This window comes from Mycolicibacterium aromaticivorans JS19b1 = JCM 16368 (assembly GCF_000559085.1).
Taxonomy (GTDB): domain Bacteria; phylum Actinomycetota; class Actinomycetes; order Mycobacteriales; family Mycobacteriaceae; genus Mycobacterium; species Mycobacterium aromaticivorans.
Map to the genome: position 1 here is coordinate 429,356 of NZ_JALN02000002.1, position 14,682 is coordinate 444,037.

Annotated in this window: 16 protein-coding genes and 1 pseudogene; 14 read left to right on the forward strand and 3 right to left on the reverse strand. The window is 62.1% G+C overall.

Features of this window, described 5'->3' with window-relative positions; all coding sequences use genetic code 11:
• The first annotated feature begins 4 nt into the window (after positions 1 to 4).
• From Y900_RS28340 to Y900_RS28365, 6 genes are all read left to right on the forward strand, one after another.
• Positions 5 to 472 (forward strand): hypothetical protein, encoded by a 468-nt coding sequence (locus Y900_RS28340; protein ID WP_036349113.1) that lies wholly within the window; start codon positions 5 to 7, stop codon positions 470 to 472.
• Between the two features lie 79 nt (positions 473 to 551).
• On the forward strand, positions 552 to 1,679 hold the full coding sequence (locus tag Y900_RS28345) for an epoxide hydrolase family protein (RefSeq protein WP_036348781.1): 1,128 nt from the start codon (positions 552 to 554) through the stop codon (positions 1,677 to 1,679).
• Between the two features lie 136 nt (positions 1,680 to 1,815).
• On the forward strand, positions 1,816 to 3,282 hold the full coding sequence (locus tag Y900_RS28350; protein ID WP_051660544.1) for an aldehyde dehydrogenase family protein: 1,467 nt from the start codon (positions 1,816 to 1,818) through the stop codon (positions 3,280 to 3,282).
• A gap of 55 nt (positions 3,283 to 3,337) precedes the next feature.
• Positions 3,338 to 3,706, forward strand: a complete 369-nt coding sequence (locus Y900_RS28355) for a transposase (protein ID WP_109751284.1) — start codon at positions 3,338 to 3,340, stop codon at positions 3,704 to 3,706.
• 355 nt (positions 3,707 to 4,061) lie between these two features.
• Positions 4,062 to 5,522 carry an MFS transporter gene (locus Y900_RS28360; protein WP_036348785.1) on the forward strand — a complete coding sequence of 487 codons (1,461 nt, stop codon included), beginning with the start codon at positions 4,062 to 4,064 and terminating at the stop codon, positions 5,520 to 5,522.
• Positions 5,523 to 5,550: 28 nt separating this feature from the next.
• Complete coding sequence (locus Y900_RS28365; RefSeq protein WP_420329848.1) at positions 5,551 to 5,940, forward strand: MarR family winged helix-turn-helix transcriptional regulator; 390 nt, start codon at positions 5,551 to 5,553, stop codon at positions 5,938 to 5,940.
• Between the two features lie 637 nt (positions 5,941 to 6,577).
• Here Y900_RS28365 and Y900_RS32585 read toward each other — a convergent pair.
• Positions 6,578 to 6,733 carry a hypothetical protein gene (locus Y900_RS32585; protein WP_157838281.1) on the reverse strand — a complete coding sequence of 52 codons (156 nt, stop codon included), beginning with the start codon at positions 6,731 to 6,733 and terminating at the stop codon, positions 6,578 to 6,580.
• Between the two features lie 291 nt (positions 6,734 to 7,024).
• Here Y900_RS32585 and Y900_RS28380 point away from each other — a divergent pair.
• Together Y900_RS28380 and Y900_RS28385 are read left to right on the forward strand one after the other, a co-directional pair.
• A protein-coding gene (locus Y900_RS28380; protein WP_085977995.1) for an IS3 family transposase occupies positions 7,025 to 8,253 on the forward strand; the annotation gives its coding sequence in 2 pieces (ribosomal slippage) (positions 7,025 to 7,337 and positions 7,337 to 8,253; 1,230 coding nt in all).
• Positions 8,254 to 8,789: 536 nt separating this feature from the next.
• Positions 8,790 to 9,437 carry a TetR/AcrR family transcriptional regulator gene (locus Y900_RS28385; RefSeq protein ID WP_081845366.1) on the forward strand — a complete coding sequence of 216 codons (648 nt, stop codon included), beginning with the start codon at positions 8,790 to 8,792 and terminating at the stop codon, positions 9,435 to 9,437.
• Between the two features lie 3 nt (positions 9,438 to 9,440).
• On the opposite strand, the gene Y900_RS33285 is transcribed toward Y900_RS28385, so the two are convergent.
• Together Y900_RS33285 and Y900_RS33540 are read right to left on the reverse strand one after the other, a co-directional pair.
• Positions 9,441 to 9,587: a fumarylacetoacetate hydrolase family protein gene (locus Y900_RS33285; protein WP_237752725.1), complete on the reverse strand. Its 147-nt coding sequence runs from the start codon at positions 9,585 to 9,587 to the stop codon at positions 9,441 to 9,443.
• A gap of 330 nt (positions 9,588 to 9,917) precedes the next feature.
• Positions 9,918 to 10,049, reverse strand: coding sequence for a hypothetical protein (locus tag Y900_RS33540; protein ID WP_272945577.1), 132 nt, complete (start codon positions 10,047 to 10,049; stop codon positions 9,918 to 9,920).
• Positions 10,050 to 10,410: 361 nt separating this feature from the next.
• Here Y900_RS33540 and Y900_RS28395 point away from each other — a divergent pair, with 361 nt between their 5' ends.
• From Y900_RS28395 to Y900_RS28420, 6 genes and pseudogenes are all read left to right on the forward strand, one after another.
• Entirely contained in the window at positions 10,411 to 10,590 is a 180-nt protein-coding gene (locus Y900_RS28395; protein WP_036348082.1) for a hypothetical protein, read from the forward strand.
• Between the two features lie 578 nt (positions 10,591 to 11,168).
• Positions 11,169 to 12,503: a Rieske 2Fe-2S domain-containing protein gene (locus tag Y900_RS28400; RefSeq protein WP_051660546.1), complete on the forward strand. Its 1,335-nt coding sequence runs from the start codon at positions 11,169 to 11,171 to the stop codon at positions 12,501 to 12,503.
• Positions 12,500 to 12,709, forward strand: coding sequence for a hypothetical protein (locus Y900_RS33845; protein WP_420329849.1), 210 nt, complete (start codon positions 12,500 to 12,502; stop codon positions 12,707 to 12,709). The genes Y900_RS28400 and Y900_RS33845 overlap by 4 nt, the downstream gene beginning before the upstream one ends.
• Positions 12,710 to 12,716: 7 nt before the next feature.
• On the forward strand, positions 12,717 to 13,043 hold the full coding sequence (locus Y900_RS33850) for an aromatic-ring-hydroxylating dioxygenase subunit beta (protein WP_420329850.1): 327 nt from the start codon (positions 12,717 to 12,719) through the stop codon (positions 13,041 to 13,043).
• 139 nt (positions 13,044 to 13,182) lie between these two features.
• Positions 13,183 to 14,049, forward strand: a complete 867-nt coding sequence (locus tag Y900_RS31365; protein ID WP_237752770.1) for an alcohol dehydrogenase catalytic domain-containing protein — start codon at positions 13,183 to 13,185, stop codon at positions 14,047 to 14,049.
• A 198-nt stretch (positions 14,050 to 14,247) separates the two neighbouring features.
• Positions 14,248 to 14,682: pseudogene (locus tag Y900_RS28420) on the forward strand (CoA transferase); the annotation flags it as partial.

The following is a 14,682-nucleotide window of genomic DNA, read 5'->3' on the forward strand; positions in this document are numbered from 1 at the left end:
GCGCGTGCTCGGATTCTGGGTGTTGCCGGCTGTCGCCCTGCTGTTGGCGCTCGGCGCGGGCTACTTCAAGTACCAGGAAGCGACCGCCGCTGATGCCGACCGCGCTCGGGTGCAAACCGCTCAGATCGCAACCGAAGCGACGGTCGCGATGCTCTCCTACACACCTGACACGGCAACCGCGAAGCTGAAGGCTGCGCGCGAGGGACTGACAGGGCCGTTTCGCGATTCATACACCTCGTTGACTGATGATGTCGTGATTCCTGGAGCACAGCAGAAACGAATCTCGGCCACCGCCAAGGTGACTGGTGCCGCCTCCGTCTCCGCCAGTGAAAACCATGCCGTAGTGCTGGTGTTCGTCGACCAAACCACCGTAGTGGGCAATGACGCGCCGACAGATACTGACTCCGTCGTTCGGGTGACCCTCGACAGAATCGGAAACCGTTGGCTGATATCGGGTTTCGAGCCGATATGAGCAGTATTCCAGACACGGCCGCGGCTGCCCGCGAGCCGCAGGTAGCGTGTGAGGAGCAGCCTTGAGTGCCCGACCCGCAGTGAGACCGTTTCGCATCGACGTTGCCGATGAAGTTCTCGATGATCTGCGAACGCGTTTGTCACAGACCCGTTGGCCGGAAGCTGAATGCGTAGCGGACTGGAGCCAGGGCATCCCGTTGGGTTACACCCGGGAACTGGCCGAATACTGGGCGAGCGGATACGACTGGCGGTCGCGTGAAGCCGCGCTCAACCGATTCGCTCAGTTCATCACCGAAATCGATGGCTTGGACATCCATTTCATCCACCAGCGATCCCCGCACCAAGACGCTTTCCCGCTGCTCATCACCCACGGCTGGCCCGGCTCAATCGTCGAGTTTCACAAAGTGATTGAGCCGCTGACCAATCCGACTGCCCACGGGGGACAGGTCGAGGACGCCTTCCACGTCGTCTGTCCGTCGCTTCCCGGATACGGCTTCTCCGGCAAGCCCATCCGCCACGGGTGGGGTGTGGACAAGATCGCGCAGGCATGGGAGACGCTCATGCTGCGCCTCGGCTACGCGCGCTACGGCGCCCAAGGCGGCGATTGGGGCGCAGCCGTCACCACCCAGATGGGCCGCCACCGCGGCCACTGCGCCGCCATCCATCTGAACATGCCGATCGCTTATCCTCCGGCGGGGGACATCGCCGATTCGTCGGAGGAAGAGCGGGAGGCGCTGGCCGCATTGACGCACCACCAGCGTTGGGGCACGGGCTATTCCGAGCAGCAGTCCACCCGGCCACAGACGCTCGGCTACGGACTGGCCGATTCGCCGGTCGGCCAGATGGCGTGGATCGTCGAGAAATTCGCAGCATGGATGGACTGTGCCGGCAACCCTGAGAACGTGCTCAGCCGCGATGAGCTCCTCGACAACGTCATGATGTATTGGGCAACCAATAGTGGCGCTTCCTCGGCCCGGTTGTACTGGGAGAGCTTCAAGACCTTGGACGCTACAGGTCGTGTGGAAGTGCCGACTGGTATCGCCGCCTTCCCCAAGGAGGTCCTGCGCGTCCCACGAAGTTGGTGCGAGCCGAACTACAACATCACTCGCTGGACGACCATGGCGCGCGGCGGACATTTTGCCGCATTTGAGCAACCGGGGCTCTTCGTCGAAGATGTCCGCGCTTTCTTCGAAACCGTCCGGCGATAGCGCGGACCGTCAGGCACGGACTCTTGGGTAGCGCGGCCCGAATTGAGCTAGACTCTCTGCATTGCGGAGGTATCATCTGCTGAAAAGAAATAGTGGGTATGAGTTGCAACCTGCGCGCAATCGGTGGTCAAAGGAGATGACGGTGGTCGATGACGTACTGAGTGCAGTCACGAGGACGTGGACGCTTCCGCTAGGTGGCGGGACTCTGCAGACCCGTGGTGTTTACGGCGTGGACGACCCGTGTACCGGAGGCGTCTTGACGCAGGCGCCGGATTGCAGTGCCGAAGACGTCGACCGGGTGGTGGCGGTTGCGCATGCCGCTCAACGTGATTGGGCACTCCGGACGCCTCGGCAGCGCGGCACCGCGCTGCGGGCTTTGGCGACACTCATGCGAGATAACGCCGAAGAACTCGCATTGCTTGACGCAATTGACGGCGGCTTTCCACTGCCTGCGATGCGCGACGACGTCAATTGGGCGGGCGAAGTGCTCGAAATGATGGCAGACGCCGCACTTGAACTCGGCGGTCGTACTATTCCACTCTCTGCGAACCTTCACTACACGCTGCAGCAACCTTACGGCGTGGTCGCTCGAATTGTCCCCTTCAATCACCCCCTCTTTTTTGCAGGCTCGAAGATCGCTGCTCCGCTGATGGCGGGAAACGCCGTGGTCCTCAAAGCTCCCGATCAAACACCACTCTCGGCCATCCGGCTCGCAGAGCTGGCTAGGGAAGTCTTGCCCGAAGGCCTATTTGGGGTGGTAACCGGGCGCGGCGCAACTGCTGGCGCCGCGTTGGTCGCTCATCCATTAGTGCGGCGAGTCGGCTTCATCGGCTCCCCGACCACGGGCCGGCAAATCCAGCGCTTGGCTGCCGAGCATGGCGTCAAATACGTCACCCTTGAACTCGGCGGCAAGAACCCCATGATCGTCATGCCGGACGCGGACCTCGGGGCGGCGGCGAGGAGCGCCGTCGTGGGGATGAACTTCACCACCACTGCCGGCCAATCATGCGGATCAACAAGCAGACTGCTGCTGCACGAAGCGATCGCTGACGAGGTCATCAATTCGGTCGTCGATCAGGTCGCTGCCATCAAGGTAGGCCACCCCCTCTCTGATGGCACAGACATGGGACCCGTCATCGACCAAGCGCAGTACTCGAAGTCGCTGCAGGCCATCGAATCAGGACGGGCGGCCGGTGCCAGCGTGCTTATCGGTGGAGGACGTGCGGAGGGCGTTGGCGACAAGGGCTGGTATGTCGCCCCGACCGTATTGGCCGACGTGGCACCGCAGGCCGCTGTCGCCCGCGACGAAATCTTCGGGCCGGTTCTTTCAGTGCTAATTGTCCGTGACGAAGCCGAGGCTGTCGAAGTCGCCAACAGCGTCGAGTTCGGACTGACCGCCGCGGTGTGGACCAATGACTTACGCCAAGCCCACCGCATGGCTGCGGGGCTTGATGCCGGCTACGTCTGGATAAATGGCAGCGCACGCCACTACTGGGGGTTGCCATTCGGCGGCCGAAAATCATCAGGTGTTGGCTCCGAAGAGTCAACGGAGGAACTGCTGTCCTACACACAAGTCAAAGCAGTATCGGTCACCTTGGATTAGGACATGTCTGTCTAATGGGAATGGTGTTGTGCCTGATGCTGTTCGGGTGATTCGGATGAATGTTGTCTCTGATGATTTATGGGTGCTGATTGAGCCGGTGATGCCCTCGGGCCGTCGGCGGGGCCGTCCATGGAATGACCATCGACGCACCTTGGAGGGCATTATCTGGCGGCACCGCACCGGATCACCGTGGCGAGATCTGCCCGAGGAGTTCGGCGCCTGGCAGTCGGTCGCCGAACGGCACCTGCGGTGGTCAGTCGATGGCACGTACGCGAAGATCTTCGCCGCGGTCCAGGTCGGACTCGGCCAGGGGGGTGGTCACGACGTGCTGGAACTGCTGTGGGTGGACTCCACCACTGTGCGCGCCCACCAGCACGCCACAGCTCCTCTGTCACGCGGCTGGGATGCTTGCAGGAACGCTTGAAGTCGCCGGCTGCGAAGGTTGCCTGTCATCCAGCCGGAATCCTTTGGTGACAAATGCCAATTCGGCGTAGGTCGTCAGTCGCTGTTACGCCGGTGCTGCGACGGCTAGGAACCGCGCAATGATGCCTAGCACAACGATAGGCTCAGCGCATAGGGCAAATAGGCGACCGATTAGATAAACGACATCCGGACACGGCACCGCCCTTATGTCGACATGTAATGTGTGGCTGTGACCCACTGATCCTCTCCCGTTACCCGCGAGCGGGCGGTATCTGCCCCGGCGTCGGGTCGTGCCGCCGAGTCGACTCAGGCATGCAAACTTGCGATATCATCCGTTGTAGTTTCAAAATAGTTGTGTGAATGAAACCGTCGTCCGACAGCTCGCCCGCCGACGCAAGGCCGTCGTCTTGGCGTCGTGCTGCATGAGCGTGCTAATTGTGTCGATGGACGCGACCATCGTTAACGTCGCAATCCCGAGCATACGCGCCGGCCTGTCGGCGTCGCCTTCGCAAATGCAGTGGGTCTTTGACATATACACCTTGATGGTGGCCTCGCTGTTACTGCTCTCGGGTGCGATGGCCGACCGATTCGGTCGTCGGCGTACGTTCCAGATCGGGTTGACGGTCTTCGCGTCGGCCTCCCTGCTGTGCAGCGTGGCCCCCAACGTCGAAATGTTGATCGGCGCCCGCTTCCTGCAGGCTATCGGCGGCTCGATGCTGACCCCCGCCGCGTTGTCGATCGTCACACAGGTGTTCACCGGCAGAGTGGAGCGCGCGCGGGTGATCGGCATATGGGGGGGCGTCGTAGGCATCTCGATGGCATTAGGTCCGGTCGTGGGCGGAGTGCTCATCGAGTATGTCGACTGGCGCGCAGTCTTCTGGATCAATGTGCCGATCTGCGCGCTAGCGATATTCTTGACCGCGATGTTCGTTCCGGAATCCAAGTCGGCCACGATGCGCGACGTCGACCTGATCGGACTGGGTACGGGCATGGCCTTCCTGTTCGGACTAGTGTTCGTGCTCATCGAAGGGCCAGGGATGGGCTGGACCGACACCCGAGTCGTCGTTGTCGGCGGTCTCGCGGCGCTGGCATTCGCGAGTTTCCTGCGCTACGAGTCCCGCCGCCTCGACCCATTCGTCGACCTGCGATTCTTCCGCAGCATCCCATTCGCTTCGGCGACAGCCATCGCGGTGTGCGCATACGCGGTGTGGGGCGCGTTCCTGTTCATGATGTCACTATTCTTGCAAGGGGAGCGGGGGTTCTCGGCGGTTCACACGGGGCTGATGTTTCTGCCCGTAGCCGGTGGCGCACTCATCTTCTCGCCCTTGTCTGGCCGGCTGGTGGGGCGATTCGGTGCCAGACCGTCGCTGATGATTGCCGGGGTATTGATCACCGCCGCGACTCTAATGCTCGCGCCGGTCAGCGACGCTACCCCACATTGGCGGCTGCTGGTAGCCTTCGCGGTCTTCGGCATCGGCACTTCGATGGTCAACGCACCGATCACGAACACGGCCGTCAGCGGTATGCCGACCGACCGTGCCGGTGCGGCGTCGGCCCTCGCATCCACCAGCCGACAGGTGGGCGTGAGCATCGGTGTGGCGCTTTGTGGTTCGGTCGCCGGTGCGGCATTGGCCGACAGCAACGTCGACTTCGCGGTCTCCGCCCGGCCGCTGTGGCTAGTGTTCGCCGGAGTCGGTGTGCTGATCCTCACGCTCGGTGTCTACTCGACGTCGGGCCGCGCGCTGCGCTCAGCCGAGCATCTGGCGCCGCTGATCGCAGGAACTGACCCGCGACGGGAGTCTGCCGGTGTCGGGTAATCCGGAGGCGGACGAGGTCTGGCGGGCGATGACCGCACTGGTCACCGACAACCGCGCCAGCTGGAGGCGAGCGACCGTCGACCAGACGGGTCTGCCTTTCAGTCGCATACGGATCCTGCATCGCCTGGCCCGCGGGTCGATGACTGTCAAAGAGGTCGCGCACGCCGTGACCATCGATGCTCCGGCGGCCACGGTGGCCGTCAACGACCTGGAGGAACGTGGGCTAGTGAGGCGGCAGACGATTCCCACTAACCGGCGCTGCAAGGTGGTATCACTGACCGACGCCGGCTGGGCGATGGTGGCTACCATCGATGGGATCGACGACCCGGCTCCCGAAGCGCTTACGGCGCTTGACAAAAACGAACTGAAGGCGCTGCGAGACGCGATAGCCAAAGTCAACACACACGCCAAACAATAACCGGGAAAATCTCGGTCGAAGCACTCAACGAACTACTCTCAAATCCACCAGCCGTTGCGATTCAGATCGTCTTCGGTTAGCTCGGGATGCTCACCGACGTAGCTGACGGCCGTGGCGGTTGGTGCACGGGTTGGTATTCGCCGCGGGGTATGCGCGGCACACGTTCGTCTTTCCGCGTATCGATTAGACGCTTAACGATGTGATCCGCGGGTACGCATCGGCGCCGGCGCTCTTCTGCGGGTTTCGCGGTGGTGAATTTAGCAACATGAAGGCGATTGTCGACTGCGCGGACGTCGTCGATCTGAAACTCGACGACACGTTCCTCGGGTACGCTCAGGCGCGTGGCTTCGCCGTGGATCCTGCCGGGCGCGCAGCCCGCGGATGGGCCCTAGGTCGAGCACACTACTCCGTATGTGACGTCGAATATCGTCGGCGGAGAGGAATTCCAGGCTCTCGACTACTGCCGGGTACGGGCTGAACCGTCTCCGGTTTGATGCCGGCTTCGTAGGTGAGATATCGCCGGCTGGGACGCCCGGAGTCGAGCATAATAGGCGGTCTCGTATTCCTCTGGCGGGACGTAGTCGAGGAGGCTGTGGAGGCGCCGATTGTTGAACCAGTCGACCTATTCCATCCAGGCTTATTCGACCTCGTCGAGGGTGCGCAGCGGGCCACTGAGGAACGGACTGCCCCGACCGGTGGCTTCGGTCTTGAACAACCCGATCGTCGTCTCAGCCAACGCATTGTCGTAAGCGTCACCGACACGGCCGATCGATGCCGCAATCCCTTCCAGCACAAGAGTTTCCGCGAACGCGATGGATGCGTATTGGGCGGATTCAACTGATCGTCGCAACACCTCGAATTATCGGAGGTGTGCGATGGGGGTACGGGAACCGGCAGTTGGAGGTCCGTGGCTATCGGCGTCAGATTCCCTCACCGGGGGCCGATATTCCGCAGTTCTCCACTTACACCACCTGGCACCTGTGTCTGACCGATCTGGCCCGGATGGGCTGGGGGGACTTGACCCCGTGTGTTGGACACGCTCAATCCCAGGAATGTGCTGGGGGAAGCGAGATGATCCAACCCGATGGCAAGGAAAAATTACCCCGATGAGTTCAAGCGTGACGCGGTCGCGCTCTACCGGGACACCGAGGGCGCGACGATCGCCCAGATCGCTGCCGAGCTCGGTGTCAGCGAGGCCACGCTCTCGGCGTGGTGCAAGTCGGCCGGGGTGCCGATTCGGCACCGCCGCGGTGTCGTAGTGGCCGAGCCTGTGCTAGGGGCCGAGAGCCCTGAGCAGGAGCTGGCCCGCCTCCGCAGTGAGGTCAAGGCGTTACGCGCCACCGAGGCGCGGTTGTCCACCGAGCGTGACATCTTGCGGTCGGCGGCCAAATATTTCGCCGGGGAGACGAACTGGTGAGCCGCTTTCAGTTTGTCGCCGACCACCTGCACGCCTTCGAGGTGAAGTGGCTCTGCGCAGTCGTCGAGGTTGCGCGTTCGTCGTTCTACGCGTGGTTGGCCGGTGCTGACGGACGAGCGGCCCGTCGGGCTGCTGACGAGGCGCTGGCCGAGCGTATCCGCGCCGTCCACGACGAGGACAACACCTACGGGGCGCCGCGGATCACCGCCGAGCTCAACGACGGTGCGCCCGAGGGGCAGCGGGTCAACCACAAGCGGGTGGCTCGGGTGATGCGCGGCGCCGGGATCGCCGGTTATCGACGCCGACGTCGGGTCAAGACGACCGTGGCGGACCCGGCGAACCAGAAGGTCCCCGACCTGCTCAAACGCGATTTCACCGCCGCGCAGGTCAACACCCGTTACGTCGGCGACATCACCTACTTGCCATTGGCGACCGGCGCCAACCTGTACCTGGCCACCGTGATCGACTGCTGTTCACGGCGGGTCGCCGGGTGGGCGATCGCCGATCACATGCGCACCGAACTGGTCATCGATGCGCTCAAAGCCGCTGCTGCACTGCGGGGTTCACTGGCTGGTGCAATATTCCATGCAGATCATGGAAGTCAGTACACCTCACGGGATTTCGCGAATCTCTGCCGCGATCTGGGGGTCGTCCAGTCGATGGGTGCGGTGGGGTCAAGTGCCGATAACGCGTTGGCCGAATCGTTCAACGCCGCCCTCAAGCGCGAGATTCTGCAAGACCGTGCCTGCTGGCCGGACGCGGCGATCTGCCGCCGTGAGGTCTTTCGGTGGCTGGCCCGCTACAACACCACACGACGGCACTCCTACTGCCGTCATTCCAGCCCCGCGACCTACGAAAGGAACCTGACACCGGCTACGCTGCCCGAAGCCGCATAACCACAAATCCCGTGTCCACTACATGGGGGCAAGGCCCGGGAGCTGCACGGGATAGGCCACCAATCGACCGAGTCGACGCTGACCTTCATTCACCTCTCGGGCCGCGATTTTGCCGAGAAGCTGAATCGTTCGATGACCTACGTGCATGCGCAGCGCATCGCCACGCTCACCGCGGTCGACGGCACGGGACGGGCCCGGCGTGGACGTTTTCGCTGCCCGTCGAAGGCTCCGAGCTGGACCGAGTGCACCGCTCGAATCGCGCCCGAAAGCACTGCGCTGCAACAGGGCCGGGCATCCCAACGCCGGCGCCAGCGGCGGGAAACATATCGCGCCCTGAGGTGCCAATACAGCCCCCATGTTGCTTTGTTCCTCTTTGTTCGTTGTTGAGGCGCCTGCATCGCGGCGTCAAGATTTTCCGCTCCGCGACCTGTGATGTGGAGAGCATTGAATCTAATGGACGATTGGTATTAGTATTAGATATAGAATATCATGCGCTCGATTATTTAGTTCAACTTATTATTGATACTAATAGACACATGTGCGCAGTCGGGCGGCGGAGCTCCAGAGAGGAAGGCCATCCCTTGGCTACAAGAGCGACTACGGAGGCGAAGATATATGATGGAGCTTTGCGCGCCCTTGCTCGCCAGGGGCCGAAAAAGCTCGCAATGAGCGGTATCGCGGCGGAGGCGGGGGTGTCGGGTGGCACGCTCTACCGATACTTCAAAAACAAGGAAGACCTCCTCGAGTCGCTCGGCAATCATTTCGTCATGAGGTTGCGCGGGACCCTACAGGGGGCGATCGCCGAACAGCCCAATCCCGCCGATCGTCTGCCCTTGGTCGTGGATATCGTGCTGCGCTACTGGCAGGAGAACCCGGCAGCTGTCCAACTAGGACAACTCGAACCGGATTTCGTGATCGACTACATCAAGCAGGTGACACCCCAGTGGTCTGCCGCTATTCATGACGCCGTGGAGCCCGTCCTCGCCGATAGCCCGGCAGTCCAGCTCGGACTGGCAACACCGGATGAGATCGTGAACCTCATTGTTAGGATGGCTTTTTCGCATTACTTCCTGCCTGTCAACGACTACCGTGAACTGCGCGACCTACTGCTCGCACTTGGGAGTTCGGCTGGGCTGGATCCAAAGAATGGTCGGATTGGGTCCGGACGCAAGGCCGCAAGCTGATGGTTACGACTGTTTAGCACCGACAACATCGCGCACCACGCTGATTCCTTCGATCTCGGCCTCGACCACATCGCCTTCCTGGCGAATCGGCCGTCCCTGCATACCGATACCGTCGGCGGCCCCGGTGGACGCGATGTCACCCGCGTTCAAAGTGGCTCGCGCGGCGACGTAGTCGAAACACTCGTCGAGGTTCCTAACGACCTTTTGGTCCGATCATGTTGATGCTCTTCACCATTGACGCGCAAGGTAATCTCCACATCGATCTGACTCGATCCACCGAACTCATCCTGGTAGTGATCCACGGTCCCCTAAGTCGCTCCCGTGAGCCGCGCCTTGGTGGTGAACAAGTCCAATCCACCGACAGACGACGCTGCATCTCTGGCACTGACATCGTTGCCCGCGGTGTAACCGAGCACAGCATCTGTTGGGTTTGTTCGCCGGAACAGCCGTGACTCCGACGAGCTCAACCTCGAAATCAAGCTAATCGGTGATCGCCGGATTGGCCATCTCATCGCCGTGCCCGATGATCGCGACCCGGGGTCTAGGGAAGCCCACCATACTCGCCGGACACTCGGTGACGCCGAGCTTCTCCAGGTTGGTCCAGTAGTTCATGCCGACGCCGATGATCGTAGAAGTCGAATTGATGGCGGCAGAAGCCGCACGTCCGCGAGCAGTACCGACGGACCGGCAAATTCGAATGCGCTCGACCGGCTGCACGCAGACCCGGCAACAAGCGACCACCACGGCGAGATGTTCGCCGCGCTGCAGCGGCGTCGCCGCCCTCTGGTACGGCGACCCGCGGTGCGCACCAGTCCCCGGCATCGACGGCACGACCGCGGCTTGGGCCGGCCGGGTGTCACACTGGCACGACACCTCGAGCTCACCCCAAGGGTCCGCGCCACTGTCGCACCATCATGGTCAAGGCCGGGCGATGGTTAGCCGCCTAACATCGCGGGATCACGGATCCCGGGCCATGGACCCGCCAGACCTGCGCCCCTGGGTTGCGGCCGTGAACCGCATGAAGGTCGGCGACTATGTCACGCGCCGTGACCACATGCACGCCCGCGCAGGAACACCGACGTCCCCTCGCACCCAGGCCCACAACCTGATGGCGACCCGCACCTTCTTTCGCGACGGACAGGAGTGGGAGTAGATCTGCCGCCGCTTCGACCCGACCCGACCCGCGCGCTTCGCGGTACCCACGCAGCGCGGCCGCGCCGATGGACGCCAACCCCCGCGCCAACTTCGACATGCTCGCCGAAGGGGCTGTCTGCCTGCCCGACGCGCCCGTGCACAAGGACAGGCATCGTCTTCACCAAACCCGTCGATCCTCTTCTCGGACAGGCGATCGACGCATGGCGAGCACTGTCGCCTGGCGCAGCCGACCACGCTCAACCGCAAGACCGGCGAGCACGTCCACATGCTCTTCACCGTCCGCGCACACCGGTTGCGATGAATTTCATCCAACCGCACAACCGCACTGCTCGACCGGGTCGTCAACGTACCCACTCCCGCTGGACCCAAGCTATGGAGACGGTGGCAGGCGTGCCGAGCTCACGCGGGGGTTCCACAAGTGGACCTGGTTGTCACACCACAGTACGTCGGCAGCCTAAATAATAGGTTGCAAACAGTTTCCATCCTATGTAAGCTCAGTGACAGTGTAACCCGCATCACATAGACGCCCATGGTCCTTCGGGCACGGATGATAGGAAGGTGCGCCCGGTGGCAACGATGGCGCCTGACGAGAAGACAATGCGACTGTTAGAAAATGCGCGCGGCTCGATCCTAAAGGGTCGCCTCCCTGCGTCTCTCATCGCTAATGCAGCGCTTTACGAGCTTGAATTGAAGCGAGTATTTGGTAGGACCTGGCAGTTTCTCTGCCACGAAGACGAGATCCCCAATGCGGGTGACTATGTAGTGCGCTACATCGCTGATAACTCAATTATTGTCGCGCGGCAGCAGGATATGACGATTCGGGCGATGTCGAACTCGTGTCGGCACCGCGGCACGCTGCTTTGCCGAACCGAGTCTGGGAATGAGTCGGCGTTCCAGTGTCCGTACCACGGTTGGACCTATCGAAACAACGGTGATCTCATCGCGATACCTGCGCAGCAGGCAGTGTACGGTGCTGCGTTCGACAAGAGTCGGCTAGGGTTGCGCGCTCTGCCGATGCTGGACTCGTACGCGGGCCTTGTCTTCGGGTGTGTGTCGGATGAGGCGCCGGGACTGGATGAGTACCTCGGGGACATGCGCTGGTATCTCGACTTGATGATGAAGAAGAGCCCGGCCGGCCTTGAGGCGTGGGGTGCCCCGCAGCGTTGGGTGATTGACGCGAACTGGAAGACCGGCGCCGATAACTTTGTTGGGGACGGCTATCACACGGTCATGACGCACCGTTCGATGTGCGAGCTGGGGTTGTTACCGCCCGATAATGTGGCCGTTTCGCCGGCCCACGTCAGCCTATCGGGCGGGCACGGGGCGGGCGTTCTAGGCGCACCACCCGGCATACCCGCACCGCCGTACATGGGCTATCCCGAGGAAATCGTCTCCGGTCTCAGCGAGGGTTACGGCGATGACGTCCATGGCGAGATGCTGAAACGGACGATGTTCATTCATGGCAATGTGTTCCCGAACTTGTCCTTCTTGAACGCCTTCATCGCCAAGGACGGGCAGTCTATGCCGTTGCCCATTCTGACCTTGCGGCAATGGCGTCCCTTGGACGCAGCTCGTATGGAGGTGTGGTCGTGGTTCTTCGTGGAGCGCAACGCGCCCGAAGAGTTCAAGCAGCAGTCGTTTGAGACTTATGTTCGGACGTTCGGGGTCGGGGGTGTCTTCGAGCAGGATGACGCCGAGATATTCCAGGCTATTACCAAGGGAACACGCGGCGAGTTGGCTGGTGGTGTGGAGCTGAACCTGGAGATGGGACTGGACAATCTGGCTCCTGATCCAACGTGGCTGGGCCCGGGACGACCGTTGGCCAGTGGCTACGCCGAACAGAATCAGCGCGAGTACTGGAAGCAGTACTTCGACTATCTGGCCACACCGAGAAGGGATGAGAACGTATGACGACAACGGTGCCGCAGGATCCACCTCAGGCTGCGAGGGTTTCGCGCGACGTGCGCGAGGAAATCGAAGACTTCCTTTTCGACGAGGCCGATCTGTTGGATCGCGATGAGTTCGAAGAGTGGCTGGAATTGCTGGCACCGGATGTGCACTATTTCGCGCGCGTCCGTCAGACGCCTTCGCAGAGCAGGTGGCCCGGGGTTCTCTGAGCGCTCTATGCACCTGAGTGATAACTACACGAGTCTGAAGATGCGTATTCAGCGGCACCGAACGTCGTCGGATTGGGCTGAGGATCCTCCGTCGCGGATCCGGCACTACATCACCAATGTCAGGGTCAGGTCTGGTGAGGACGGCGATGAGTACCGTGTGACGTCGAATGCGTTGCTGGTGCGCACGCGCGCAGACGAGCCTAAGGTGGAGACAGTCGCTGCCGAGCGCCGAGACATTATTCGTCGCGACGAGACGGGTTTGAAACTGGTCCAGCGCGAGATCCTGCTGGATCACACCACGTTGCCCACGCACAACCTGTCATTCTGGATCTAAGGTGCCGGTGAGCTTGACATCATTACGGCGGCGCCTCCGCCGAAACTCCGGCCCACGAACGTTGTGGCCGAGCGAATTTGGGTCTGTCCTTAAGGTAGGCCGGTAGGTGCGCGCAGCTATTTATCACGGTCGCGAAGACGTGCGGATTGAAGAGCTTCCCGACCCGAGTCCACGTGCGGGCGAAGTGGTCATCGAGGTGGCCCGAGCGGGGATCTGCGGCACAGACCTGCATGAGTACATCGCCGGTCCGATGCATGCTGCGCCAGGGGTCGTCATTGGACACGAATATTCCGGGACGGTGGTCGGCGTCGGGTCCGGCGTGCGCGAGTTCACCGAAGGTGACCGAGTCTGCGGCGTCGGCGTTTTCGGCTGCGGTGAATGCGGCTTCTGCAAACAGGGCGCTGAAGCACTCTGCGGAACAGTCGGTTTCATCGGCTTCGCTGTCAACGGAGCACTTGCCCACTACGCGTCGTTGCCGACGAAGGCGTTATTTCGCATCCCGGATGAGATCAGTCTCGCCGAGGCTGCCGTCGTTGAACCGATCGCGTCGGCGTACCACGCTGTCCGCCGTAGCGGGTTGGCAGCGGGTGGGACCGTCTTCATCGCCGGCGCTGGCCCGATCGGCCTCGCCCTGGTGCAGTTCTGCCTTGCCCAAGGTGCGACTCAGGTCATCGTCAGTGAGGTTTCGGCGACGCGCCGCGTTGCCGCCCACCGGGTCGGGGCTACGCGCGTAATCGATCCTCTGGCGGAGGATGCAGTTGAGGTGGTTCGGACGTTGACGAACGGAAACGGCGTCGACATCTCCTTCGACGCTGCGGGCGTACAACCCGCGCTTGATGCGGCGTTGGGCGTTCTGCGCCCCCCGCGGTCGATTGATGGTCGTGGCGATTTGGGAGGCCCCGGCCGGTATCGACATCAATCGAAGCGTCATGCGCGAAAGCCAATATCGGCTTTTCATTCTGTTACGAAGCCCAACGCCAGGTTCCGGCGATTCTTGACTTACTAGCTACGGGGGCGATCAGCCTCGGTGAACTGATCACCGACGAAATCCCGTTGGATGCCGTGGTCAGTCAGGGTCTCGAGGAACTGCGCGTCAACCGCGATGCACACGTAAAGATTCTGATCGACCCATCGGCATAGCACGACCGGTATCGCGCCGTCGATTGTCACGCCGCCCCACCAAAGGAGTTAAGTGTCCGCGAATATGGAGAGTCTGTTCGACGGTCTGACAGTCCTCGAGCTGGGGCACGTGATCGCGGCGCCTTTCGCTGCCTCGCTGATCGGCGACTTCGGAGCACAGGTCATCAAGATCGAAGACCCCGGCTCAGGCGACATGTTGCGTAGGTCCGGTCCGAGGAAAGACGGAGTGCCCCTCTGGTGGAAGTCCGCGGCCCGGAACAAGTCAAGCGTCGCTATCGATCTGCGTCTCCCCGAGGGGCAAGCGCTCGTGCGCAAAATGGTCGAACGCGCAGACGTGGTGATCGAAAACTTCCGCCCGGGAACGCTTGAGCGCTGGGGACTGGGATGGGAGGAACTGCACGCATCGAACCGCGGCTGATCATGTTGCGGATTTCTGGGTACGGCCAGATCGGCCCGGAGAGCGCAAAGCCGGGATACGGACGGGTCGGCGAGGCCATGA